The organism is Allobosea sp. OAE752 (genome assembly GCF_050433265.1).
GTDB lineage: Bacteria > Pseudomonadota > Alphaproteobacteria > Rhizobiales > Beijerinckiaceae > Allobosea > Allobosea spartocytisi.
The window spans coordinates 71,937-95,520 of record NZ_JBNPXO010000002.1; the positions used below are offsets into that span (position 1 = coordinate 71,937).

At 64.3% G+C, this 23,584-nt stretch carries 28 protein-coding genes; 16 read left to right on the plus strand and 12 right to left on the minus strand.

The window, feature by feature from the left end:
• Nucleotides 1–94 precede the first annotated feature (94 nt).
• Nucleotides 95–256, plus strand: coding sequence for a hypothetical protein (locus GGC47_RS05130; RefSeq protein WP_185747927.1), 162 nt, complete (start codon nucleotides 95–97; stop codon nucleotides 254–256).
• A gap of 145 nt (nucleotides 257–401) precedes the next feature.
• Complete coding sequence (gene pgm / locus GGC47_RS05135) at nucleotides 402–2,051, plus strand: phosphoglucomutase (alpha-D-glucose-1,6-bisphosphate-dependent) (protein WP_142021616.1); 1,650 nt, start codon at nucleotides 402–404, stop codon at nucleotides 2,049–2,051.
• A 102-nt stretch (nucleotides 2,052–2,153) separates the two neighbouring features.
• Here the strand turns inward: pgm and GGC47_RS05140 are convergent, their stop codons facing one another.
• The 3 genes from GGC47_RS05140 to GGC47_RS05150 form a co-directional block, all read right to left on the minus strand.
• Nucleotides 2,154–2,312, minus strand: coding sequence for a hypothetical protein (locus tag GGC47_RS05140; RefSeq protein WP_185747928.1), 159 nt, complete (start codon nucleotides 2,310–2,312; stop codon nucleotides 2,154–2,156).
• A gap of 27 nt (nucleotides 2,313–2,339) precedes the next feature.
• Nucleotides 2,340–2,546 carry a hypothetical protein gene (locus GGC47_RS05145; protein WP_142021617.1) on the minus strand — a complete coding sequence of 69 codons (207 nt, stop codon included), beginning with the start codon at nucleotides 2,544–2,546 and terminating at the stop codon, nucleotides 2,340–2,342.
• A gap of 384 nt (nucleotides 2,547–2,930) precedes the next feature.
• Entirely contained in the window at nucleotides 2,931–4,067 is a 1,137-nt protein-coding gene (locus GGC47_RS05150) for a branched-chain amino acid ABC transporter substrate-binding protein (protein ID WP_142021618.1), read from the minus strand.
• 292 nt (nucleotides 4,068–4,359) lie between these two features.
• Between GGC47_RS05150 and GGC47_RS05155 the strand changes: the two genes are divergently transcribed.
• Genes GGC47_RS05155 through GGC47_RS05180 form a run of 6 tightly spaced genes read left to right on the plus strand, consistent with a single transcriptional unit; the run spans nucleotide 4,360 to nucleotide 10,130 of the window.
• Complete coding sequence (locus tag GGC47_RS05155) at nucleotides 4,360–5,277, plus strand: branched-chain amino acid ABC transporter permease (RefSeq protein WP_142021619.1); 918 nt, start codon at nucleotides 4,360–4,362, stop codon at nucleotides 5,275–5,277.
• A gap of 13 nt (nucleotides 5,278–5,290) precedes the next feature.
• The gene (locus tag GGC47_RS05160; RefSeq protein WP_429067155.1) at nucleotides 5,291–6,457 is read left to right on the plus strand and encodes a branched-chain amino acid ABC transporter permease; all 1,167 of its coding nucleotides are present in this window, start codon (nucleotides 5,291–5,293) and stop codon (nucleotides 6,455–6,457) included.
• Between the two features lie 2 nt (nucleotides 6,458–6,459).
• A complete protein-coding gene (locus GGC47_RS05165; protein ID WP_142021621.1) occupies nucleotides 6,460–7,278 on the plus strand; it encodes an ABC transporter ATP-binding protein in 819 nt (272 codons plus the stop codon).
• The gene (locus tag GGC47_RS05170) at nucleotides 7,265–7,963 is read left to right on the plus strand and encodes an ABC transporter ATP-binding protein (RefSeq protein ID WP_038359365.1); all 699 of its coding nucleotides are present in this window, start codon (nucleotides 7,265–7,267) and stop codon (nucleotides 7,961–7,963) included. The genes GGC47_RS05165 and GGC47_RS05170 overlap by 14 nt, the downstream gene beginning before the upstream one ends.
• A 16-nt stretch (nucleotides 7,964–7,979) precedes the next feature.
• Entirely contained in the window at nucleotides 7,980–9,128 is a 1,149-nt protein-coding gene (gene argE / locus GGC47_RS05175) for an acetylornithine deacetylase (RefSeq protein WP_429067159.1), read from the plus strand.
• Between the two features lie 48 nt (nucleotides 9,129–9,176).
• Nucleotides 9,177–10,130: a LysR family transcriptional regulator gene (locus GGC47_RS05180; RefSeq protein WP_038360209.1), complete on the plus strand. Its 954-nt coding sequence runs from the start codon at nucleotides 9,177–9,179 to the stop codon at nucleotides 10,128–10,130.
• 33 nt (nucleotides 10,131–10,163) lie between these two features.
• On the opposite strand, the gene GGC47_RS05185 is transcribed toward GGC47_RS05180, so the two are convergent.
• The 3 genes from GGC47_RS05185 to GGC47_RS05195 are packed head-to-tail and all read right to left on the minus strand — an operon-like array spanning nucleotide 10,164 to nucleotide 12,588.
• Complete coding sequence (locus GGC47_RS05185; protein WP_142021623.1) at nucleotides 10,164–10,838, minus strand: DUF1028 domain-containing protein; 675 nt, start codon at nucleotides 10,836–10,838, stop codon at nucleotides 10,164–10,166.
• A gap of 4 nt (nucleotides 10,839–10,842) precedes the next feature.
• Nucleotides 10,843–11,259: a RidA family protein gene (locus GGC47_RS05190; RefSeq protein WP_133562759.1), complete on the minus strand. Its 417-nt coding sequence runs from the start codon at nucleotides 11,257–11,259 to the stop codon at nucleotides 10,843–10,845.
• A 42-nt stretch (nucleotides 11,260–11,301) separates the two neighbouring features.
• Nucleotides 11,302–12,588 carry a flavin-containing monooxygenase gene (locus GGC47_RS05195; RefSeq protein WP_142021901.1) on the minus strand — a complete coding sequence of 429 codons (1,287 nt, stop codon included), beginning with the start codon at nucleotides 12,586–12,588 and terminating at the stop codon, nucleotides 11,302–11,304.
• 701 nt (nucleotides 12,589–13,289) lie between these two features.
• On the opposite strand from GGC47_RS05195, the gene GGC47_RS05200 reads away from it, so the two are divergent.
• The 8 genes from GGC47_RS05200 (at nucleotide 13,290) to GGC47_RS05235 (ending at nucleotide 17,561) form a co-directional block, all read left to right on the plus strand.
• Nucleotides 13,290–14,402, plus strand: a complete 1,113-nt coding sequence (locus GGC47_RS05200; RefSeq protein WP_429067163.1) for a hypothetical protein — start codon at nucleotides 13,290–13,292, stop codon at nucleotides 14,400–14,402.
• A gap of 7 nt (nucleotides 14,403–14,409) precedes the next feature.
• Nucleotides 14,410–14,868, plus strand: coding sequence for a hypothetical protein (locus tag GGC47_RS05205; RefSeq protein ID WP_429067166.1), 459 nt, complete (start codon nucleotides 14,410–14,412; stop codon nucleotides 14,866–14,868).
• 48 nt (nucleotides 14,869–14,916) lie between these two features.
• Nucleotides 14,917–15,111, plus strand: coding sequence for a KTSC domain-containing protein (locus tag GGC47_RS05210; protein ID WP_429067739.1), 195 nt, complete (start codon nucleotides 14,917–14,919; stop codon nucleotides 15,109–15,111).
• Nucleotides 15,112–15,293: 182 nt separating this feature from the next.
• Entirely contained in the window at nucleotides 15,294–15,647 is a 354-nt protein-coding gene (locus tag GGC47_RS05215) for a hypothetical protein (RefSeq protein ID WP_429067169.1), read from the plus strand.
• 74 nt (nucleotides 15,648–15,721) lie between these two features.
• Entirely contained in the window at nucleotides 15,722–16,009 is a 288-nt protein-coding gene (locus tag GGC47_RS05220; RefSeq protein ID WP_429067171.1) for a BrnA antitoxin family protein, read from the plus strand.
• Nucleotides 16,010–16,039: 30 nt separating this feature from the next.
• Entirely contained in the window at nucleotides 16,040–16,249 is a 210-nt protein-coding gene (locus GGC47_RS05225; protein WP_429067173.1) for a hypothetical protein, read from the plus strand.
• Between the two features lie 100 nt (nucleotides 16,250–16,349).
• Nucleotides 16,350–17,201 (plus strand): hypothetical protein, encoded by an 852-nt coding sequence (locus tag GGC47_RS05230; RefSeq protein WP_429067175.1) that lies wholly within the window; start codon nucleotides 16,350–16,352, stop codon nucleotides 17,199–17,201.
• A gap of 18 nt (nucleotides 17,202–17,219) precedes the next feature.
• Nucleotides 17,220–17,561 (plus strand): hypothetical protein, encoded by a 342-nt coding sequence (locus GGC47_RS05235; RefSeq protein WP_429067177.1) that lies wholly within the window; start codon nucleotides 17,220–17,222, stop codon nucleotides 17,559–17,561.
• Here the strand turns inward: GGC47_RS05235 and GGC47_RS05240 are convergent.
• The 6 genes from GGC47_RS05240 to GGC47_RS05265 form a co-directional block, all read right to left on the minus strand.
• Nucleotides 17,558–19,864, minus strand: coding sequence for a hypothetical protein (locus GGC47_RS05240; RefSeq protein ID WP_429067180.1), 2,307 nt, complete (start codon nucleotides 19,862–19,864; stop codon nucleotides 17,558–17,560). The two genes, GGC47_RS05235 and GGC47_RS05240, sit on opposite strands and share 4 nt — an antisense overlap.
• 13 nt (nucleotides 19,865–19,877) lie before the next feature.
• Nucleotides 19,878–21,008, minus strand: coding sequence for a hypothetical protein (locus tag GGC47_RS05245; protein ID WP_429067182.1), 1,131 nt, complete (start codon nucleotides 21,006–21,008; stop codon nucleotides 19,878–19,880).
• Nucleotides 21,009–21,011: 3 nt separating this feature from the next.
• Nucleotides 21,012–21,152 carry a hypothetical protein gene (locus tag GGC47_RS05250; RefSeq protein ID WP_429067184.1) on the minus strand — a complete coding sequence of 47 codons (141 nt, stop codon included), beginning with the start codon at nucleotides 21,150–21,152 and terminating at the stop codon, nucleotides 21,012–21,014.
• A 5-nt stretch (nucleotides 21,153–21,157) separates the two neighbouring features.
• Nucleotides 21,158–21,457: a phage tail assembly protein gene (locus tag GGC47_RS05255; RefSeq protein WP_429067186.1), complete on the minus strand. Its 300-nt coding sequence runs from the start codon at nucleotides 21,455–21,457 to the stop codon at nucleotides 21,158–21,160.
• 367 nt (nucleotides 21,458–21,824) lie between these two features.
• Nucleotides 21,825–22,397, minus strand: a complete 573-nt coding sequence (locus GGC47_RS05260; RefSeq protein ID WP_429067188.1) for an ATP-dependent Clp protease proteolytic subunit — start codon at nucleotides 22,395–22,397, stop codon at nucleotides 21,825–21,827.
• A complete protein-coding gene (locus GGC47_RS05265) occupies nucleotides 22,394–23,440 on the minus strand; it encodes a coiled-coil domain-containing protein (protein ID WP_429067191.1) in 1,047 nt (348 codons plus the stop codon). The genes GGC47_RS05260 and GGC47_RS05265 overlap by 4 nt, the downstream gene beginning before the upstream one ends.
• Between the last annotated feature and the right edge of the window lie 144 nt (nucleotides 23,441–23,584).

Below are 23,584 nucleotides of genomic sequence, written 5' to 3' on the forward strand. Positions count from 1 at the left end.
GGACGTCAGTACGAGGGCCAACCGTATCTCGTCGCGGGGCGCAGCCTGTCCTGCCGACCGCGGGGACCGGTCGGAATTCCCACACATCGCTCAAATGCGAGCGATTGCCTGCACCGAAGCGCAAATCCGGAGGAGCTACACCGAGATCAGTTTCTCGGGGTCTGGTCTCGTGCTCATCTATCTCGGCATCGTCTGGCTCGGCTGCGCCGCCATCTTTCTCGAACTAGCCGAACGCGCTCCGGTGATCGAAGGCTGACGCGGCCGATCGGCCCGGCGCGGGTTTCGCCCCCGGGCGCTTGGCAGAAGCGCGCTGCCGTGCTCCGGCCTTTTTCGCTCGCGACTTTGCGGACCTGCCGTCTATAACGGGCGGCGCATTGGCTGGCCTGCAACCGAGATACTCAATGACCGATACCGTGAGCCCCTACGCCGGAAAGCGGCTCGACCCCTCCATGCTCGTCGATGTCGCGGCACTGCAAAGGGCCTATTTCGACCAGCCTGATCCGTCGCAGCGTTCGCAGCAGGTGGCGTTCGGCACGTCGGGCCATCGCGGTTCGGCCTTCTCCGGATCGTTCAACGAGGCGCATATTCTCGCCATCGCCCAGGCGCTCTGCCTCTATCGCCGCGAACAGGGCACCGACGGGCCGCTTTTCGTCGGCATCGACACCCATGCGCTTTCGCGCAACGCCTTCGAGACGGTGCTGGAGGTCTTCGCCGCCAATGGCGTGACCACGATGATCGACGAGAAGCTCGGCTTCACGCCGACGCCCGTCATCTCCCATGCCATCCTGACCTATAACCGCGGCCGCTCCTCCGGGAAGGCGGACGGCGTCGTCATCTCGCCCTCGCATAATCCTCCCGCCGATGGCGGGCTGAAGTACAACCCCCCTCATGGTGGGCCGGCCGATACCGATGCCACCGGATGGATCGAGAAGAAGGCGAACGCCTTTCTTGCCGACAAGCTCGCCGGCATCGCCCGCATTCCCTATGACAAGGCGCTGAAGAGCGAGCATGTCCGGCGGTACGACTACATCAGCGGTTACGTCGCCGATCTCGCCGATGTCGTCGATATGGAGGCGATCGCGCGGGCGGGCGTCTCGATCGGGATCGACCCGCTCGGCGGTGCCGGGCTCGACTATTACCAGCCGATCATCGACCGCTACGGCCTGAAGGGGACCATCGTCAGCAAGGCAGTCGATTCGACCTTCGGCTTCATGACCGCCGATTGGGACGGCAAGATCCGGATGGACTGCTCCTCGCCCTATGCGATGGCGAGCCTGATCGGCATGCGCGACCGCTTCGACGTCGCCTTCGCCAACGACACGGATGCAGACCGGCACGGCATCGTCACCCGCAGCAGCGGGCTGATGAACCCGAACCACTATCTCGCCGCGGCGAGCGCCTATCTCTTTGCCAACCGCCCCGGCTGGCGTGCCGACGCGGCCATCGGCAAGACGGTGGTGTCGAGCGCGATCATCGACCGCGTCGCGGGCAAGCTCGGGCGCCGGCTGGTCGAGGTTCCGGTCGGGTTCAAATGGTTCGTGGAGGGGCTGATCTCGGGCGATTTCGGCTTCGCGGGTGAGGAAAGCGCCGGCGCCTCCTTCCTGCGCAAGGACGGCACCGTCTGGACCACCGACAAGGACGGGCTCATCCTCGGCCTGCTCGCCGCCGAGATCACCGCGAAGACGGGAAATGATCCGGGCGTGCTCTACGACAAGCTGACGGCCGAGCTCGGCAAGCCCTGCTATGCGCGCGTCGACGCTCCCGCGACATCGGCCCAGAAGGCGGTGCTCAAGAACCTCTCGCCGAGCCAGATCACGACGAAGGAGCTGGCGGGCGAGCCGATCACGGCGATCCTGAGCGACGCTCCCGGCAATGGCGCCCCGATCGGGGGCCTCAAGGTGACGAGCGCCGATGGCTGGTTCGCCGCGCGCCCCTCCGGCACCGAGGAGGTCTACAAGATCTACGCCGAGAGCTTCCGCGACGAGGCGCATCTCGCCCGCATCCAGGAAGAGGCGCGGCAGATCGTCGGCGCGGCCTTCGCGGCGGCCTGACCAGCCGCTGGGGTGTCTCCGGTTGCGCAATAACCTCAATGGTTGCGATTGACGGCCGTCCGTCGTCGCGAAGGCTGGCTGAAATCAGTGCGCGCCCGGGCCTCAGAGGCTCGCGGCTAACAGGCGCCAGGCGATCCAGACGAGGAAAGCGATCCAGGCCGTCGTGACGATGCCGGTCAGGGCGAGATAGGCGGCCGAGACGACCTTGGTGGTGAGCGTCTCGGGCGAGGCGTTGACGGGAGGGGGCGTTCGGTCGGTCATGGTCCGCGATCGAGGGATTGGCCCTTCTCACCAGTCGATGGGGTCGGAGATCGTCGGGCGGCGGCCCGGCGTGGTCTCGCGTAGCATCGAGCCGATCTTGCGTTTGTATTCATCCCACGAAGAAAGGATGCGTCCGCATTTGGTGCAGGTCACGTCGCTGTTCTGCTCCAGCCGACCGGGAACCGAAATGCTCGCCGATCCGCAGGTGTCGCACTGAAAGCCGTCCCGCCCCATCACGATCTCCTCAACTCACCGAGCCCGGGCCGGCTCGTCGGCGCCATGAACCGGCATGGCAGATGACTGCCGCCTGAACGCTTCGATCCGTGGCGCGCCCTCCTCATTGCGAGCACTGAGGCGGGGGGGGACCGAGGAGGCTGGTGCGATGGACGTGCGGGCTGCGGCGGCCATGTCGAATGCCGTGCTTCTGTGGGGACGGCTGGCGGCCGAGACGGCGCGCTCGATCGCGGCAAGCAAGGCATCGCCGGATGGCAGGCTACGCCAATCGCCGGCGCCTCCGTGAGAGAAGGCCAGGAACGTCGCAAAGAAAAATGGGCCCGCGCTTTGCGCGAGCCCATTGCCTGGAGAAAGCGGCCGCCAAAGCGCGGCCGGACATCGGCGTCAGCGTGTCGTCCAGGCGCCGTTCTTGACCGTGCGAAGCTCGAGTTCGACCGGCAGCTTGGTCTGGCCGTTCTCGTCGAAGCTGGTATGGCCCATGGCGCCGTCGTACTGGGTCTCGCGGATCGCCTTGGCGATGGCGGCCTTGTCCTTGGTGCCGGCCTTCTTGATCGCCGCGACGATGATGTTGGCGGCGTCGAAGGCATTCTTGGTGTAGGTCGTCGCCGGTTCGGCGAAGTTCGCAGCCTGGTAATCCTTGGTCAGCTTCTCGAGCTGCGGATTGCCCTTTTCCTTGACGATGCCGGAGACGGTGCCTTCGGCAGCCGGGCCGGCGATCTTGATGAAGTCGGCGTCATGGAAGCCGTCGACGCCGATCATCGGCACGGTCATGCCGAGTTCGACCATCTGCTGGCGCACCAGGCCGGCTTCGGTGACGACGCCGCCGAAATAGATCGCATCCGGCGCGCCGGCCTTGATCTTGGTCAGCAGCGCGCGAAAGTCCGTGGTTCCGACCGGGGCGGCCTCGGCGGCCAGGATGGTGCCGCCGGCGGCCTTGTAGAACTTTTCGAAGTTCTGGGTGTTGGCGACGCCGTAATCGGAGGTGTCGGAGACGATGGCGATCTTCTTGCCGACGCTCTCGACCGCCCATTTGGCCAGGGGCTCGTTGGTGTTGACCAGCGTCGTCACGACGCGCGACACCATCGGGTTGTTGCGCTCGGTGATCTTGGGCGAGATCGCGCCCCAGACGACGAACGGCACGCCGGCGCGCTGGAAGACGGGGATCGTGGCCAGCGCGACGCCGCTGTTCCAGTGGCCTGTGGCGGCCAGCACCTGCGGATCGTTGGTGAGCTTCAGCGCCGCGGCGACGCCGGTCTGCGGGTTCGCGGCGTCGTCGAGGACCACGGCCTCGAGCTTGAAGGGCAGGCCGGCCTTGTTCGCCTGGTCGATGGCGAGTTGGAAACCGTTGCGGGCCGAGAGACCCTGCTGCGCATTGCCGCCGCTGAGCGGGCCGATGAAGCCGATCTTGACGGTCTCCTGGGCCGAGGCGGCCATGGCCCCGACCACGACCGCCGTGCTGACGACCGATACGCGCAGCAATGCCGAAAAAGAGCCGTTTCCGGCGCCGAACTTGAAATTCATGATCCCCTCCAGGACGGATTTTGGAGCTCCCGCGGTCAGCCGGGCAGGCGGGCCTAGGATGCCTCGGCGGACAATCCGTCCTTCCCGAAAGGGGAAGCAAATCGGATATTTGGAAGCCCCGGCCTAGCTTTGCCTAAGTAGCTGGCCGGACGGGGCGCGAGCAGGTCCGGCACCCTGCCTCAAGACAAGCAAAGCAGAGATTCCGAAATTACGACTCCTGTCCGCTTGCGGGCTGGTGCACAGCCCAGGAAGCGGCCACGACATGGCCGTCAAGACAAAGAGAGGGACCGGAATGACCGAGCAGCTCCTGCAACAGATCCTGAACTGGATCACGCTCGGCTCGATCTATGCCCTGATCGCGGTGGGCTTCAGCCTGCTCTTCGGGGTGCTGAACATCATCCATTTCTCCCATGGCGACGTGGCGCTGATGGCGCCCTTCCTGGCGCTGGCGCTGGTGCAGACCTTCGCGACCGCGATCGGGGCCGCGGCCTCGCCCGGCGTCATGCTGCTGGCGGTCGCCCTCGCAATCGCGCTCACCGGGCTGCTCGGCGTCCTGCTCGATTTGCTCGTCATCCAGCGTTTCCGCAATGCGCCTGCGATGATGGCGCTGGTCGCTACGGTTGCGCTCGGCATCGTGCTGCGCGAGCTGATCCGCCATCTTTTCCCCAACGGCTCCAACCCGCATGCGGTGCCGCGCCTCGTCCAGGGCAGCGTCGACATGCTCGGGGTGACGGTCCCGGCCTTCAACCTCGTCGCGATCGCGGTCTCCGGGCTTTGCGTTTCCGGGCTTTTCTACCTGCTCGGCAGCACGCGGCTCGGCCTGCACATCAAGGCCGTCTCGCAGGACCGCGACGCCGCTCGCCTGCTCTCGATCGCGCCGGGCCGGATCTTCCGGATCACCTTCTTCATCGCTTCGGCGGTCGGCGCCATCGGCGGCCTGTTCTTCGCAGGCTATGCCGGCATCGTGCGGTTCGACTTCAGCGTGGATGTCGGCCTCATCGGCTTCTCGGCCGCGGTCGTCGGCGGGCTGGGCTCGATGCCCGGCGCCATCATCGGCAGCCTGGTGATCGCCGGGCTCGACACGCTGGTGCAGGCGGTGGTGCCGAACGGCGCGGCCTATCGCCTCGTCTTCGTCTTTCTGCTGGTGATCGGCGTGCTGGTGTTCCGGCCGGCCGGCCTCTTCGGCCGCACCGTCGTCGAAAAGGTCTGAGCCGATGACGGACATGACAATTCCCGCCCGCGCGACGCTCGGCACCGCCGGCGGCCTCGCTTTGGTCGCTCTGACGGAGATCGCCGGCGCCGCCTTCCTGCGCCAATTCCTGCTGGTCGACGACTGGCGCGCGGTGGTCGGCCTGCTCGCCCTGTTCGCCGGCGCGCTGGTCGCGATGCAGCGCCTGCCGGTGATCGAGGCCAATATCGAGCAGGCCTTCGGCGCCAACCGGCGTTTCGCGATGCTGTTCGGCACGGCGATCGTGCTCGCCTTTCCCTTCGTGCTGCAGAACAGCAGCTATGCGCTGCACCTCCTGATCATCGCGCAGCTCTACGCGGTGCTGGCGCTGGCGCTGAACTTCCAGCTCGGCAGCGCCAACATCCCGAACTTCGCCACCGGCGCTTCCTATGGCATCGGCGCCTATGCCTCGGCGCTGCTTGCCCTGAACTGGGACGTCAGCTTCTGGCTCGCCTTGCCGGCCTCGGCGGTGGTCGCGACCATCTTCGGCTTTCTCCTCGGCATTCCCTCGATGCGCACGCGCGACAGCTATCTGGCGCTGGTCACGATCGCCTTCGGCGTCGTCGTCCACCAGCTCCTCAACAATCTGGAATTCACCGGCGGTCCCAACGGGCTGGTCGGCATTCCGGCGCCGGAGCTCTTCGGACACTCCTTTGCCTCGCCGCTGGTCATCTTCGGGCATTCGCTGCCGTCGCAAGCGAATTTCTACTACCTCTCGGCAGCGCTCGTCGGCGTCTCGATCCTGTTCGCCGGGCGCCTGCACCATTCGCGGATCGGCCTGGCCTGGAACGCGCTCAGGGCCGACGAACTCGCGGCCCGCTGCCAGGGCATCAACGCGACCTGGTACAAGGTGCTGGCCTTCGCTGTGGACGCGTTCCTCGCCGGTTTCGCGGGCACGATCTACGCCTTCTATGTCGGCTTCATCTCGCCTGACAACTTCACCTTCCTGGTCTCCGTGACGATCATGACGATGGTCATCGCCGGTGGGATGGACAACACGCTGGGCGTGATCGTCGGCGCGTTTCTGCTGACGCTGCTGCCTGAGAAGCTGCGCGCCTTCTCGGACTACCGCATCCTGTTCTTCGGCATCACCGTGATCGCCTTCCTGATGATCCGCCCGCAGGGAATCTTCCCGCAGCGCCTGCGCCGCTACGGAGGCTGACAATGAACGCGCCAGTCATTCCAGAAAGCCGGGCCCTGCTCGAGGGCAAGGATCTGACCATGCGCTTCGGCGGCCTGGTCGCCATGGCCGAGGTCGACTTCTCGCTGCGCAAGGGCGAGGTGCTGGGCATCATCGGCCCGAACGGGGCCGGCAAGTCGACCCTGCTCAACATCATCACCGGGCTGTACGTTCCGTCCTCAGGCGAGGTCAGGCTGGAGGGCGAGCTGCTCAACGGGCAGCCGGCCCATCGCATCGTCGCCAAGGGCATCGCGCGGACCTTCCAGTCGAGCCGGCTCTTCGCCGACCTCTCGGTGCTCGACAACGTCATCATCGGCCGCCACACCCATATGAAGACCGGGATCTTCGAGGCCATCTTCAACCGCCGAAAGGCCGAGGCCGAGCTCGACGCGGCGGCGGAACTGGCCGAGCGCCTGCTCAAGGCGGTCTCCCGCGAGCTCCACGCCCAGCGCCACCGGCCGGCTGGGGAACTGCCGCAGGCCGACCGCAGGCGTCTCGAGATCGCGCGCGCGTTGGCCAGCGAGCCCAAGGTGCTGCTGCTCGACGAGCCATCCTCGGGCATGGACGATTCCGACACCGACGCGCTGATGGACGATATCCGCTCGGTCTGCGCCGAGCGGCCGGAGCTCGCCCTCATGATCATCGAGCACGACATGCGCCTGATCGCGTCGCTGCCGCAGCGGGTGCTCGTCCTCGATTACGGGCAGAAGCTCGCCGAGGGCACCTATGAGGAGGTCCGCCTGATCCCGCGCGTGCAGGAAGCCTATCTCGGCCGGAAGGGAGCGCAGCATGCTCAGGCTTGAGAACGTCGACACCAATTACGGCGTCGTGGCGATGCTGCGGGACGTCTCGCTCAATGTCGAGCCGGGCGAGCTGGTCTGCATCCTCGGGCCCAACGGGGCGGGCAAGACCACGATCTTCCGGGCCATCTCGGCGCTGCTGCCGCTGGCGCGCGGGCGCATTGCGATCATGGGACAGGATCTCAAGGGCTCGCGCACGGAAGCGCTCAGCGCGCTCGGCGTCGGCTTCGTGCCGGAGGGGCGGCGCCTGTTCGGCGACATTTCCGTCCGTGACAACATCCGCCTCGGCTATGAGGCGCAGGGGCACCAGGCCGGCTTCGAGGAGCGGCTGGAGGAGATGCTGGAGTTGTTCCCGCGGGTGCGGGAGCGCATCCGGCAGCGCGCCGGCACGCTCTCGGGCGGCGAGCAGGCAATGGTGGCGCTGGCGCGCGCGCTCGTCGGCAAGCCGAAATTCGTGATCATGGACGAGCCCTCGCTGGGCTTGTCGCCGAAGCTGATCGACGAATATTTCGACACGGTCGCGGCGGTGAACCGCGGCGGCACGACCGTGCTGCTGATCGAGCAGAACGCCGAGATGGCGCTCTCCATCGCCCATCGCGGCATCCTGCTCACCAAGGGGCGGGTCGTGGCGGCGGGCAGCGCCGCCGAGCTGCTCGGCAGCGACGCCGTCCGGCATCTCTATCTTTGAACCGGACGGGGTGGTCATGGACACGCTGGCGATCCTCGACAGGCTGGTGGGTTTCGCCACGGTCAGTCGCGATCCGAACCGGCCGCTGATCGATTTCGTGCGCGGCTTCCTCGCCGGGCACGGCATCGAGAGCGAGATCCTCGAGGCCGAGGACGGGCGCAAGGCCAATCTCTTCGCCACCATCGGCCCGAAGGATCGGCCGGGCGTCATGCTGTCGGGCCACACCGACGTCGTGCCGGTCGACGGCCAGGGCTGGAGCCACGACCCGTTCCGGCTGCGGGTTGCGGACGGGTGCGCCTATGGGCGCGGCGCGGCCGACATGAAGGGCTTCGTCGCCTCGGCGCTGGCGCTCGCCGCGCGCGCTGCGACGCGGAAGCTCGAGACCCCGCTCCATCTCGCCTTCAGCCATGACGAGGAGATCGGCTGCGTCGGCGTGCGCTCGCTGATCGACCGGCTGGCGGCACGGCCGCTGCGGCCACGGCTCGCGATCATCGGCGAGCCCACTTCGATGGCGATCGCGACCGGGCATAAGGGCAAGCTCGCGGCACGGGCGACTTGCTGCGGCGTCACCGGGCACTCCGCCCTGGCGCCCAACGCCCTGAACGCGATCCATCTCGCCTGCGACTTCGTCGGCGCGCTGCGCGGGTTGCAAGGCGAGATCGAGCGGGACGGCCCGCGCGACCGAGATTACGACATCCCCTACACGACGCTGCATGCCGGGCGCATCGAGGGCGGGACCGCGCTCAACATCGTGCCGGAGCGCTGCACGGTCGATTTCGAGATCCGCAACGTCGCCGAGGACGATCCCGAGGCGATCCTGACCCGGCTGATGGACGAGGCGGCCACCCTCGTCGCTGCGCAGCGGGCGCGCTTTCCGCAGGCCGATATCGGCTTCGAGCGGCTGAACGACTATCCCGGGCTGGCGACGCCGGCATCCTCCGAGGCGGTCGCCTTCTTGCGCGGGATCCTGGACGAGAGCGTGCTGCGCAAGGTCGCTTTCGGTACGGAAGGGGGGCTGTTCTCGCAGCGTCTCGGTATTCCCGTGCTGGTCTGTGGGCCGGGTTCGATGGAGCAGGGGCACAAGGCCGACGAGTTCATCGCGCTCGATCAGCTCGCCGCCTGCGACCGGATGATGGACCGGCTGCTCGGGCGGATCGCGGCCTGAGGTGCTCCGCTTTGCGGGCCAGCTTCTCCCGTGCTTTATGCTGTCGCGATGCGGTTCTCCCTGCGCCAACTCGAATATTTCATCGCGGCCGGCGAGACGGGCAGCATCACCGTCGCCTCCGAGATGATCCATATCTCGCAGCCCTCGATCTCGACCGCGATCTCGCATCTGGAGCGGGAGCTGAACGCGCAGCTCTTCATCCGCCATCACGCCCAGGGCCTGTCGCTGACACCGGTCGGCCGCGCGCTGTTGAGCGAGGCGAAGCGGGTCGTGGCCCAGGCCGAGAGCCTCTACACCGTCGCCTCGGAAACGACCGGGACCGTGCGGGGCACGCTCTCTCTGGGCTGCATGGTGACGCTGGCGCCGATGCTGGTGCCGGAGCTGAGCAACAGTTTCGTCGCCGCCTTCCCCGAGACCACGATCCGCTATGTCGAGGGCAATCAGGAGGATCTGCTGAGGGGGCTGCGTCGCTCCGAGGTCGACGTGGCGCTGACCTATGATCTGCAATTGCCCGACGACATCGCGTTTGCGCCGTTGGTCAGCCTGCCGCCCCATATCATCGTGGCGGATACGCATCCGCTGGCGCGCCAGAGCGCTGTCACCCTCGCGGAGCTCGCGGACCAGCCGCTCGTGCTGCTCGACCTCCCGCTGAGCCGCGAATATTTCCTCGCCTTGTTCATGACGGCCGACGTGGTGCCGACGATCGTGGCGCGTTCGGCCCATCCCGATCTGGTGCGGGCTCTGGTCGCCAATGGCGTGGGCTATTCGCTGTTCAACGTCCGGCCGCGCTCGGATCAGTCGCTCGACGGGCGCAGGCTGGTCTCGGTCCGGCTTGCCGGCCAGCACCGCCCGATGACCATCGGCGTCGCGACGCTGGCGGCGCTCGCCAAGTCGAAGCTGATCGAGGCCTTCCAGGCGCATTGCGAAGCGTGCATCTCGCGCGCCTACATCCCCGGCATGATCGCGCCGGTCATGACTGACCGGCCGCGTATCGAGCCTTGACCTAACTGAAGCCAGCAGGCGATGGCTGGGCGCTCATTCGTCTCCGGGAACGCCGTAGGAGGGCGCCTGCCGCGGATCGAGTGCGCGCTGGATATAGGCGTCGAGCTGCGGCTTGTAGACCTCCCAGGCTGTCGCCACCGCCTCGATCGGGCAATCTTCCGTCCAGTCGCAGCGCAGATCGGCGACCGGCCAGCTGACCTTGTCGACGATCTTCATCCCCGCCGAATGGACCGGTCCTGCCTCGCCACCGGCGGCAAGGCCCGCCCGCATCGCGGCGATCAGCCTGTCGCCGAGATGGCCGGTGGAGGCGAGGAAACCGTCGACGATCGCCTGCGGCACGCCGTCATTGGCGAGAAGGTTGCCGCCGGAAGCGACGTCACGGGCCTGCGCCTGCGTCCAGATGCCCAGCGAGTTCGGGCCGGAGTGGATCGCCGTCTCGCCGTCGCGGTCGACCGCCAGCACCTGCCGGTACTCGATGAATTTCCCGCGCCTGCGGACTTCGGCGACGGCGTCCGTGGCGCTCATGCCGCCTTCCATCAGGTCGAGCGCCAGCGGGCCCAGCGTTGGGTCGGTGACGTTCTGCGAGGCCACGGCCCCGACACCGGCGCGCGCATAGGCGCAGCGTGCCGCGACCGCCGGCGAGGAGGAGGAGATCGCGACCCCGAACATGCCGGTGCGGGCGCAGCGGGCGACCAGCGAGAAGGTCATGCGATCACTCCGGAATCACGGCGGTGCCGTCGATCTCGACGAGCCATTCCGGCCGGGCGAGCGCCTGCACCACGAGCCCCGTCGAGACCGGATGCACGCCTTTGATGTACTCGCCCATGGTGCGGTAGACCGCCTCGCGATGGCGGACATCGGTGATGTAGACCACGACCTTGACCAGATGCTCCATCGAGCCGCCGGCCTCCTCGATCAGCTGCCTGATGTTCTGCATGACCTTATGGGTCTGTTCGACCGGGTCGTGGCTGTCGATGTTCTTGGCATCGTCGAGGTTCTGCGGGCACTGGCCGCGCAGCCAGACGATCTTGCCGCCCTGGGTGACGACCGCCTGGGCGAGGTCGTTGTCGAGCTTCTGCTCGGGATAGGTGTCCCTGGTGTTGAACTTGCGGATGCGGGTATGCGCCATGTCGGCCTCCGTCGGAACTCTGTGTTTCGTTGGTCGTAGCGGTCAGGCCGGTTCGAACGCGCGCTGGGCGGCCTCATGATAGGCCATGTATTGCCGCTGGATCACGATCTGGTCGGCGACGTATTTCGCATCGTGCCAGACCCCCCAGATGAAGCTGGAGCCGCGCCGCGACTGCCAGGGCAGGCCGAGGAAGTAGATGCCGGGCTCGGAGGAGACGCCGCGCTGGTGCCTGGGCTTGCCGCTCTCGTCGAACGCGTCGACCCGCATCCAGCCATAATCGGCGAGGAAGCCCGTCGCCCAGATGATCGTGCCGATGCCGGCGTCCGCGAGATCGAGCGACAGGATCGGCCGTGCGATGCAGGGGGCATCCGGAACCCGGATACGAGCCTGCGGCTCCTCGGGAAGATCGAGGCCGTTGCGGGCGACATAGGCGTCTGCCTCGTCGAGCAGAGCGTCGTGGTTCTCGTCGCCCGCCCGCAGGTTCTCGACGAGATCGGGAGCGAAGCGGATGACGCCGTCCGCACAGGATTCCGTGCGTCCGACCAGGATCATGCCCTGCGCGGCGAGGCGGCGGAAGTCGATGGTGTGGCCGCCCTGGGCGCCGCTGACGGCGATGGTGACGTGTTCCTTGCCGGGTTCGCGCGCCGCGGCGTCCCATTTGCCGAGCACGCCCAGCCACCAGCAGAAATCCCGGCCGCGATAGGCCCGCGGCGGCCGGTCATGCGGGCCGACCGAGAGATAGACGCACCGCCCCGCCTGCATCAGCTCTTCGGCGATCTGCGCGCCGGAGGAGCCGGAGCCCACGACCAGAACGGCACCTTCCGGCAACTGGGCGGGATTGCGATAGCCGGTGGAATGCATCTGCAGGATGTCGGTCCCGGCCGGCACGACCGCCGGGATCACCGGCGTCTGGAAGGGGCCGGTCGCGGCGACGACGCGCTCGGCCTCGATCACGCCGTCCGACGTCTCGATACGGAAGCCGGGGCGGCCGGCATTGCGTTCGACCTTCAGAACCTCGACGCCGCAGCGGATCGGCGCCGCGATCTTCTTCGCATAGGCGACGAAATAATCGGCGACCGTTTCCTTGCCGGGGAAGTCGTCCGGGCCGACGCCGCCTTCGATATCGGCGAAGGTCATGCTGGGGAAGCGATCATGCCAGGCCGGTCCGTTGGCGACGAGGGAATCCCAACGCTCCGAACGCCAGCGCTCGGCGATACGCTGGCGCTCCAGGACGAGATGGGGCACGCCGCATCGGCCCAGATGCTCGCTCATGGCGAGCCCCGCCTGGCCGGCGCCGATGACGAGCGTATCGACCTTCTCAACTGACATCATCCGCCCTTGCCGATCTCGAAAGCTTCCGCGCGAGGAGGCGCGCTACGGCATTGGTCTAGAGGGCGGCCCGAGCCCGGAAAAATACGAAATCTTGCGGCAGTGCTTAGGAAGCGCTGAAACGGTCGGATCGCCGGGGCGCGGTGAAGCGCTCAGGGAAGAAGGATGGCTCGGCCGGCGCTCATGCGCGCTTCACGGAGAAGAGTCGAAACCGCCCGCGCGACCTGATCGCGACAGCGACGGATCATTCGGCCGAGGCCGGGAGGGATCCAGAGATGTCTATCGAAAGGCCACCTGACGAAGCTCGTCGGCGGCGACCACTTCCCAGCGCGCAAAGCTTGAGGGGGAAGGTGGTAGCGGGAGAGGGACTCATATCCACCCCCCGAGAAGAACAGATCGTGTTCAGTTTCCGCGCTACAGCCGTCCGGCGCGCTGGATAGGGGACTTGAACCGCTGCACAGGGCTGGTAGTCCGCGAGGCCTGCCGCCTCTCGCTCGCCTTGACCTTAAAGCTTCAGGCAACGGCGTTGGAAGGTTGGGCTATCAGAGACGAGCTTCTGGCGTGGCGTGGTGCGTACGGGCTTCTCGATACTGATTTTGACGAGGATAATGCTTCATCGGCGCAAGAATCTCGTTACGCCCGATTGACTCCTTACAGGTGTGCAATCTGAGATTGGCATCCCTGTCCTTGGTAGATTTCGCATGCCGCTTCTCATCGATCTGCAGGCCCCGACGATAGCTCAAGAGCGCCGGGTCTGGCGGCTGTTTCCCGGCAACGGCTATCAGTTTCTGCCGACCTTTATGAACGAGCGGGTCGCATTTCTCGACCTGCCTGGTTTCCCGATGCCCGCACAGCCAATCCAGCAGGCAAATGATGTGATCGCTCGATTGGCCTTCTCGCAGGCTTTGCGAAACGAGCTTTATGAAAAAGGGGCTGATCACCATTCACAGCTGAGTTTGGCGGAATTTTCTGGCGCGCGCCGCACCAAGACCAGGGGCAGAATACGACAGGCCATCGTCAACTTGCTAACCGAGGCGCGGTCTGGGGACCTTGTGGTCGTGCCATCGACGTTGAGCGATGGCGAGATCAATATCGGAAGGTTTCGAGGCGAAGACGTTACTGAAGCATTTTATTATAGAAAATATGGAGAGAATCCGCTTCAGGCGCGGCACGTTGATTGGATTGCTAGAGTAGATGAGGGTTCGATCTCATCGGATTTTCGTAGAACACTAAGGCATCAGCATCCGTTTGCCCTTGTAGAGCGGCAATACTGGATTGAAGTGCTGTCGTTAGCCTATAACACCTTCGTTTTTAGGGATATGCATGTCTCGACTGTCTTTAATCAAGGCGATTACACTGATGCGCATGCATCGTTTCTAGGAAACGTGACTAAGCTTGCTTCAGCTGCCGTCGAAGCCTTGGAGGAAGGGAGAGAGCTGGACCCGGCGCATTTGCTGGACCTCCTGCTGAGTACGCCTCCGGCCGAATTTACGGCCAGTCAGCAGGCTGACATTCATTCGCCTGGCTTCAATCGCTATGTCAGCGCCACAATCGTAGCGCTTGTGAGCGCAGCCTTGGTCGCCGCCTTTATGGCACTCCCAACCGATCGAGCTCAGCTCGCTGTTGCGATGTCAGAAATGACGGTGATTAACTCGTCCCCTGACGCTGATCCTCAATGCACAGCCAAGGTGCACGCCGCGCAGAAACTCGTTATCGAGATGCTCGACGTCGACAAGACTCTCAAGATGTGCGAGGCTGCACGCAAGGCCCAAGCTCGGGGTAATCTCCGGTCATCTGCATCCACAAATCGGTAGTCGCATCATGGCATCGTCTTGGACCAACAATGCGTTGGCGGCCGGCGTCGTCGTGGCGCTGATCGCTTCGATATCCGGAAGCTACTTTTCCTATCAGGCTACGAAGGCGGTTGAAGCTACGAAAACCGCCCTTGAAAAGGTTGTTCGCTTCGAGAGCAACACCAAGGATGTGATCGAGTCCGCCCGCGACTTCATTGCAGCCGTAAATGAAAACAAGGATCTCTCGTCGGTCCGGTCGAAGCTAGTTAGTACTCTAGCGACCCAAGTGCTTGATTCCTCGACGCTCCGCCCGAAGGAGAGGAGCCGTCTTGATCAGGCGGTCAAAGACTATCAACTTGCGCTTGCTGATCTAAAGAGGTTGACGGATTCAGTTAGATCACCAGTGGATATGCCAAAATGGATTGAGGCTTTCAGCAAGGTACTAGAGCTGAAGGCGGAAGTGGCGAGAACCCTGCAATCCGCGTGATTAAGGCTGAGCCTTCGGGGCCACATAACGTGAGGGTTCATCGTGCCAGTGTTCAATTCCAGCGCCATCAGCCGCGCCGAGTATGATCCTGGCTCCCGCGTCCTAAAGCTATGGTTCGCTCAGTCAGGCGGCCCCTACGACTATGTGAGCGTCCCGCAGCACATATTCGATGGCCTATGCAGGGCGATCTCGAAGGGCGCGTACTTCAACGAGCACATCAGGGATCGTTACAGCGTCCGATAGTCGCCGCTAATCCATTCAGTCCGATAGGGTTCGAGATTTTTCCGATGGCGATCGTAACACCTCCGTATTCAGTCACGAGCTCGATGCCAGAGCCTGGCGATATCTTCGCGCGCGCTAGAGGGTCCATCGTGATTTATGGGCTAGTGACCGAACCGGCTCAGCCAGGTCATGCGCCTGGCTGTATGATCATTCACGATCCAAATGAGCCGGGCGTAATCGGCAGAACGCTCAGAATGGAGCACGGCAAATCATTGATCGCGCTGCCCGGAGTTGAGGTCCGATTTTCAGAAGCCGATCTGCAGTATGGTGATTTGGAGCAGGTGCCGCGCGGTGCGATCATGCTGACAGAGCGGGGCCCCTGCTTCGCCGCTTCACGGGGAGAGCACGATCCCATAACGGTCTCGATCAACGACGGGGTTATCTTCACTAACCTCGACTACCATGGCTTCTGGGTGCCCCGTTGGCAGCTCGTGCGCCCTGTCCCTGGGGAAGCACCCGTGACCATCTTCGAATTCGGCAGGACGGCGGTCAGATGATGCGCGTGCTTGTTGGTGATGCTCCGGTTTAGCGCAGCGATCGACAGCCCGTGAATGGCGAGAAGCAAGCATCTATGAGCAACGATAGAACCACCCGCCGCCCGACGAGTGCCCGTGACAAGGCAGAGGCGTTATTCGCGGCGCCAAAGGCCGCGCCGGCCGCTCCTGCCGAGAACCGAACTGTGCTGCCCGGAGCCAAGGAGATGGTCACGCTCAGGATCGACAGCGACGTACTGGCCCATTTCCAAGACGGCGGATCTGGCTGGCAGGACCGCATCAACGAGGCGCTGCGGAAGGCGATGCCGGCGCCCGCGGACGAAGGGCTGAGGCCCGACGAGCTCAACTCTTCGAACGACGGTTGAACCGACAAATGCCCGGCACGGGAGGCAGATATGACGCGCTCGACGATCACGCCGGCCGAAGCCGCAGAGCTTCAGAAATTGTACCAAGAGCACGCCGCGCGGACACAGCGAGCTCACTTGGCGCTTGCCGCCAAGGGCATGGAATCGGCAGAGTTCATCGAGGAAGACATGGCGGCTGGCATCGCTTGGCGACAGATACGGGAAATCTTGGGCAAGTCCGGTCAGCACTGGATGGCATGAGCCGTCCAATAGCGCGCCGTCCTTCGGGGCGCTGCTTGCGCTTGCGTTCTGTGTCGATGGTGTCAAGTTTACGCCCCGCCGCCGAACAGCGATTCAGCGAATGCCGCCCTTCCCGTTTCAGATGGTCAAACGCATCGATGCGGGAGCCGGCAATCCGATTGTCGCCCGTCTGGGGATGCAGACAGCTGACCTTCTCAAGTGGATCGACATATCTGAAGAAAAGCGCGGGGACATCGCACAGCTCTATATCTTCAATCTGTGCGAAAAGATGGTCTATTGCGAGCGGATTATCGAAAGAATTGAGCGACTCAGAAAGGAGGCAGGTGATGCCTCGGCGGCTAACCCTGCTATTGCTCCGTTCATACCGGAGCTTGAGCCGATTTGTCATGATTTCTTGTATCAAACCAAGAACCTTATCAGGGACGCTCTTCTCGTCTTCGATCCGCTTTTCGGCAAGCGATTCAAGGATGCGAGCGACCTCGTCGACCTGAAGCGCAAAGGCAACGCTAAGGTTGTCGACTGGGCTATCAAAGCGCTCGGCCCCAACCACAGCCTGACCGAGATGCTAACCAACGAAGCGACTTGGGTTTCAGAACCGATCAAAATGCGCAATGCTGTGGAGCATCCTGGCGGCTTTTCAGGAACGCTTCAGATTCTCAATGTCAGGCGCATGGCCGTCATAGGTGGACCATTAGTTGGGCCCGTGTGGCGTCGTCGGGAAGGCGGCTACTCTGACGTGCTTTCGGACATGCGGGCAATGCTCGTAAGCATTCTGACGTTCGCCGAAGAATTGATAGTCCAAGCTGTGATGGCACTGCCGGCATCTAAACAGATTCAGGTCTATGAGGTGCCAGAAGCAGAGCGCGATCCTCAGGCGCCGATCAGATTTAAAGTCGCGCCCAATGAGGAAATCCTCGCTCTGATCGCCGCACACCAGGCGCGAGAAAAATGATCGGAGGGATATTATCACATGATGCGCGTGCTTATCGGTGCTGCCCTGTCGCTGATAGCTGCCGGAACGATCGCGGCTGAGCGGCTGCCTTCGTTTCCGAAGGGAACCACATACGGCAATGCTCGGCCATCGCTGCAGGCTATCGGGTGGCAGCCGGTGGAGAACAAAGATCGCGCCGATATCTGCAGCGAGAATGACGACCGATGCCGCTGGCCTGAGGCCGAGTATTGCTCGGGGACAGGGGTTGGCGCCTGCCTTTACCGCTGGCGCCGAGGCGACACCGTAATCGCGATCGGCACCAGAGGCGATGACCCGCAAGTGGTCTATTCGATCCGCTGCGAAGTGAACTGCAAGCGCTAGATGTCCACGCCGGCGCGCGGGATCGCGTTTTGCCGCCGCACGTTCATCTCTTTTAGAATGCCCTCGGAAGAGCTGTTAGTCGATGTCCCGGGCGGGAAGCCGCGAAGGTTAATATCGAGGCTCGCACCGCCGCGCAGATCGACTGATGGTCCTGATAGAAGCGGCGAGCGCAGCGCCTGCCGCAACAGATCAGTTCCGTTTCCAACGCGCGGGAGATCGAGCCCGTCGAGATCGGCCCGCCTGAGGGCCTGCATCCTCGCGTTGAACGCTTCTCCGCCGGCGCTCATACCGTCTGAACCCCTTTTTCCGGCACCGATGCGTGCCATCATCCGGAAGTAGGACGATGCCGTCGTCCCGTTAGCGTCAGCATTATCGCGCCCGCGGGCGAGAGCCGCTGCGCCTCCCGGCCCCTTGAGGTGAGCTGCCGCTAGCCAGCCAGCAATCTCTGCCTCTGACATGCCAGGCTTAATCACGCCGAGCCGCTCAAGGGCCCGCCGGTTCCGAGCAGTATATGCGAGAAATTGTCGATCCTGAACCCCGCCCTCATTGGCCAGGAACTGCCTCAGCGAATTGATGCCATCTTTTCCGGTCCAAGTGTCATCGCTCGTCAATCCGCTATTCCGAGTGCCTGGCCGCACATATCCAGTATCAGCCAAAGCAGCGGCGCCCATCTGCCACCGTCCGCTGAATCCGTAACCGTTGCGGATATTGTAGCGGTTACCGCTTTCCCGATGGCCGAGGATGCTGGCGTAGCGCAGCGTCTGCTCTCTCGTGAGGCCTGGGATTGACCCGTCGGCATTCAGCGGCGCGTCTTCGATCCCTTCGCCCGTCAGCGCGTCCCGCGTCGCCCGCATACCCGGCGAAGGCGAGCGCAGCGCCGGGAAGCGTCCTCCGCCGCCCCAGGGAGAGGCAAGGCCTCGCGCGGAGTAACCAGATGCCACCATGGCGCCGAATGCCGCGTTCTGGATGAGCGAGCCGCCGCCAAGCGGATTGGAGCCCTCAAGGCTCTGCTTTTGGATCGTCGCATCTTGCTGCTGCTTGCGAAGTTGCTCGATCTCCTTTGTGAGCCCTTGAAGCTCCTTCACCAAGTCATCGCGCTTGGTCTCGTATTCACGATCGGTCATTCCTCGAGCGCCGCTACGGTCCCGCGGCACCTTGTCGAGATGGTCGAGCGTCTGCTGGAGCACGTCGCGCTTGCGCTCCAATTTCGGAAGCTCGGCAAACGGATCAATTGGCTTACCGTCGAGTGCTCGCAGAACGTCAAGATAGCGACCATCACGGAATGCCTTCAGCGCGTCGCTTAAATGATTGATCCCACGCGCGGCCTCGACCACTGCGGTCCCGATGGCTCCCATAACAGCCACTATGGCACGGCCGATTTCGCCCCACTCGATTCCTTTCAGGGTCTTCGCAATCTCTTTGACGGCGTCCCGGAAGCCCTCCTTTACGGCGGGATTGTCGATGAACTGTGAGAATTGTTTCGTCAGATCGGCTAGTGTCGTCATCAGTTCGGTGCCGATTGTGTCGCGCAGTCCGATCAGTGACGACTGGATATCATCCATGGCGCGCTTGAAGCGCATCGCCCCTTCCTCAGCGGACTTTGGCACTTGCCCAAGCTTGGCCTCGACATCCTTGATGATCGGGGCGAGGTCTTCGCTCCCAAGGATGCCGAATTGCTTCCCGCCGAACAGCTTCTCCGCGAAGCGCCCGCGGTCGATCGGATCCTTGATCCTCCGCATGAATTCGAGCGCGCGCCGGTAGGCTTCGTCGGGGTTCAGCCCGTTGCGCAGGTCTCGCTGCAGATCAGCGGCCCAACGCGCCACGGCAGGGCTCTGCGACTGCAAAAAACCGGTGATCTCGCCGACACCCTTGCGCAGCTCCTGAGCGTTCTCGGTGAACGTGCGGAACGACTGCCGCATGTTGTCCGGGGCGATGTCGAACCGCTTGCCGACCTCTTCAAGGGTCCGCATGGCGTTGACGGTCATGCCCGTCTCTCGCCCGAGCAACGACAGGCTCGAGGTCGAGCTTGCGAACGAGCGCAACGCTGCGCCGACACCGAGCAGCGCACCGGAAATGCTCAGCCCGGCGATACCGACAGCATTGAGGGCGGGCGTCAGAGTGTTGTTGACCTCGCGGCCGAGGGCGCCGGCGGCCTTCTGAGTGCCTTCGAAACCCTGGCGCATCTTCTCGACGCCCGGCGGGCTGTTGATACCTTGAAGCATCGCCCGCAGGTTCTTGAGCGGCGTCGAGAACTTGTCGACAACTTCGGCGACGAGGCGGAGGGATTCGTCTTGCGCGGCCATGCCCTGCCCTCGCTCAGGTGGTCGTCACGTCAGGCGCATCGGCCTTGGCGGACTTGAAGGATGCCTTTTCTGGAGCGCCGGCAGTTGCCTCGATGCGACCGTTGGCGAGCTGCCGGCCAGGCATGACGAGGTTGAGCACCGTCAGCGTTCCCGCTGCAGATTGGGTGTGCGTCACGCCCTGGACGAACAGGCTCATCTTGTCAGGAAAGAGCATGGGCGATTTGACCGTGACCTGCTCTCCGACGCTCTTGATCCAGAGCTTGCCCGACGGATCGTGCCAGCCCTGCACGGTGATCTGGGCCTGAAGCATCGTCGCTCGTACAAGAGCGGCCTCATGCTCTGCCCTCATCTGCATGTCGCGGTCATCGCCAGGCTCTTCCGCCCTGATGATCAAGATGCGGCCGCCGCGCGACGGCGCCGCATTCTCGACTGACGATGACGACGTGCGAGCCTGATCGCCCCATCGTTGATCGTTCCCCGGTTGAGACCCCGTCGCCTGGATCTTCTTCCAAGGGTTTTCATCGCTCATCACGCAGGTCGCGCTGAGAATATTCCGGCCCTCTTCCAGATGATGGACGGTCTCGCTCTTCGTCTCTTCGAGCCGCTTCGCCTTCAGATTCCCGTTCTCATCGTCGATCAGGAAGAGGTTGCGCATCCGGCAGATCCGAGCCAGTGCATTCATGACCGGCTCCCCAGGCTCGGGATGAAACCGAGCGAACGGCTTATCGGCGCCGGCCGGGTTGCCTTCGATCGAGAATTTGATGCCCGACGACTTGGTAAGATCGGAGCCGATCTGCGCCAGCGTCTTGTTCTGGTAACCCGCGCTCGGCTCGACCGTGTTGTAGTTGAGGTCCGAGACCAGCGAGAGTGCCTTGAGCATCAGCGCGTGCTGCTTGGCGTCATAGGCGACCTGGCGCAGGGCGATGGGGCCCTGTGAGACCTTAACGCCGGCTAGGTAGGCTTCGAACTGATCGCCCACCTTCAGCTTCTGCCCGGCCCACGTACCGGCTTCGATCGGCGATGCCGCTGTGAAGGTCGCGGCGGTCACCGGGTTGCTGAAGTCCTTCTCGACCTGGAGGCTCGTCCAGTCGCGAAACTTCCATCCGTTGACGCGCAGCTCAGCATATTCCTGAGGATTCGGCATCGCTCAGCCCTCGTCCGATGCGGGCTGGATCTCGTCCAGCCATTCCTTGGTGACGCGGTGAAGCTCGAGCAGCGCGAAGGGCGACAGGCCGAAGAGCCAGGGGAGCATGCCGCCGCCGTGAATCCGGTTCAGGGCAAGGGCCATCCGCATCAAATCGTCCCCGGTTTCGGAATGAAAAAAGGGGTGAGGAGCCACTCCAGCTCCAGAAAATCGCTGTGGTGGAGCTTGGTGATCGACGACGGCGGGACGGCCGCGAGGCGCGCCATCATCTGCGCCATGCGTTTCTCATTGTGCTCGACTCCGGGAGGCTCGCTCGCCATGTCCAGCCGGATTGGGCTTCCGATGTCGATGATGTCCTGCGAAGTCGGCGCTCGAAACTTCAATTCGGACAAGTCTTCGCCGTGCGCCGGGATGGGCTCGCGCAGCTTGAAGGTGACGATTTCCGTCATGGTCGTTCTCCTGGAGATGGCAAAGTGCTGATGCCGGCCGCGCGCATCCGATCCTGCAGTCGGGCCCGGACGGTGGTTGGGGGATTGGAAACTCGGGGCTCGATGATAAGCGGCAGGCCGTCGGCGCCGATGCTGATCGCGGTCCACTCTCCTGACCGAAGGGCATCCTCGATCTCGGCATCGGTGATCGGCTCGGCCGGGAGGCAGGCCCGAACACTCATGATCGCAGCCGCGCGAGCGGCAGAGACATCGCGCGGAATGTCCCGGACGTTCGGCCTCGCCCGCGGCGCGCCGGGCGACGACCAGCAGTCGCGATCGAAGCGGACGAGCCTGCCGTTGCCCTGGGCGGCGATTTCTCGGAGGCGCCTCATACAGCGGCTCCCGGTAGGCTGACGATCTCGTCGGCGAGTCCGAGCTCAACGGCGCGCTCGGCTGGAATGGTCGATCCAATTCCGACGAGTGCTGAGAGCAAATTGCGGTTCTGCTGGCCGATGCGCTGAAGGATGATTTCCGCGTGCGCATGCTCGATCGAGTCGATGCCGGTCGCGATGTCGCGCAAGGCATCCGCCGTCAGATCATTTTCGCTTGCCCAAGCCGCGATGCTCGGCCCTACCGCGTATGGCCTGTGCAGGTGGAAATGGCCGCTGCTGACGATGCGGATCACGTCCCCGGCCATAGCGACGACCGCCGCCATTGATCGAGCGGCGAGCACCGTGACACGCTTAGGACGCCGGACGCTGCAGAGCAGGCCATAGACCTCCATGCCGACATCGCAAAGACCGCCATCGCTTTCGATGAAGAGGTCGATTGGACGGTCGCCCTCGGGATACTGCCGCAGGTCGCGCGCGAAGGTTTGGACGCGGACGTTGCTGCCGATGTGGCCATGTACCCATAGCGCCGGCGCGCCGCGCTCGATCGGATTGTAGGTCCGGACAATCATGCCACGGCCCTCGACTGCCGCTGCTGGTGCGCTTGCCAGGCGGAGGGATCGACCGGCACAGGCGTCCACATCTCGGCGCGGCTGGGCTTCCCGGTGCTTTCGTCGACCTCCCCCTTGTCGATGACCCAGGTCCCATCGTTCTTCGGGCTCGGCTTGAAGGCCGTTCCCATGGCGTAGCGGCCGGCAACGCGGCGAATGGCATTTCCTTCCGCGCTCTCGAAGTCGAAGCCGATGCCGAGCTGCCGCGCGGCCGCGGCGACAGGCGCCGGGAGCATCACACCGCCGGCCGCGACGTGCTGCAGCGTGCCAAGGGGACCATGGAACCGGATGGGGCGCGCCAGCACCACAGACACGTCCGGGGCGACGATCGGCACATACGCCGCCGCATTCTCCGGCATGGCCGCCGGCGCCGAGCCATCGCGCACCGCCGCGGCTAGCGTCCGGAGGTGATCCATCTCACGGATGGATGCGCCGATCGCGCTCTGCGGGATATTGAGCGCCTGGTCGACCTCGCTTTGCTTCACGGCGCCGGCGAGATACGCGGCGCAGCGCACGGCCCGTTCTCCTGCGGATTCCGCGCTCAGGAAATCGACCGAGGGCACGTTCGCGTAGACTTCGAGCAGCGCCTTTCGGGCAAAGAAGAAATCCTCTGCGGCCTTGTCGAGAGCGACGGCTGCCTTTTCGATCAGGTTGGCCTTCGCTTCGAGCTCACCGGCGACCCGCGTGCGCTCGGCCAGGTCGGCAGCGGAAACACGCGCGCCCTCAAGATCGAGGAGCTTCTGCGCCACATCGCGGACAGCCACCTCCAGATCGGCCTTCCTGCCGGCCGTGTCGCGGCAAGCAATATCCGCCTTCGTCAGAGCCGCCTCGTCGATTTCGTCGGCCTCAATCAGGATCACGCGGCGCGATTCCGCGGCGCGGTCGGCGGCCAGAACCGCATCGGCGAGGCGCCCGGTGAGTTGCTCATGCCGTTTCCGCAGCCGAGCCTCTTCGGCCTCCGGGTCCTGCCTCAGCATCTTGGCAATCATCTTCGTCGCTTTCATCCGTTGCTCTCTGCTGCAGTGGGCGCGCTGCGGTCCGGACCCGCTTCAAGACGGACCGCAGCGCTGGCCGCCGTCGCTCTCGCCCGCGAGCCGGCAGCTTTCGGAAAGGGTTGCGTTGTTCGTGAGTGCAGAATCGCAGCTGCC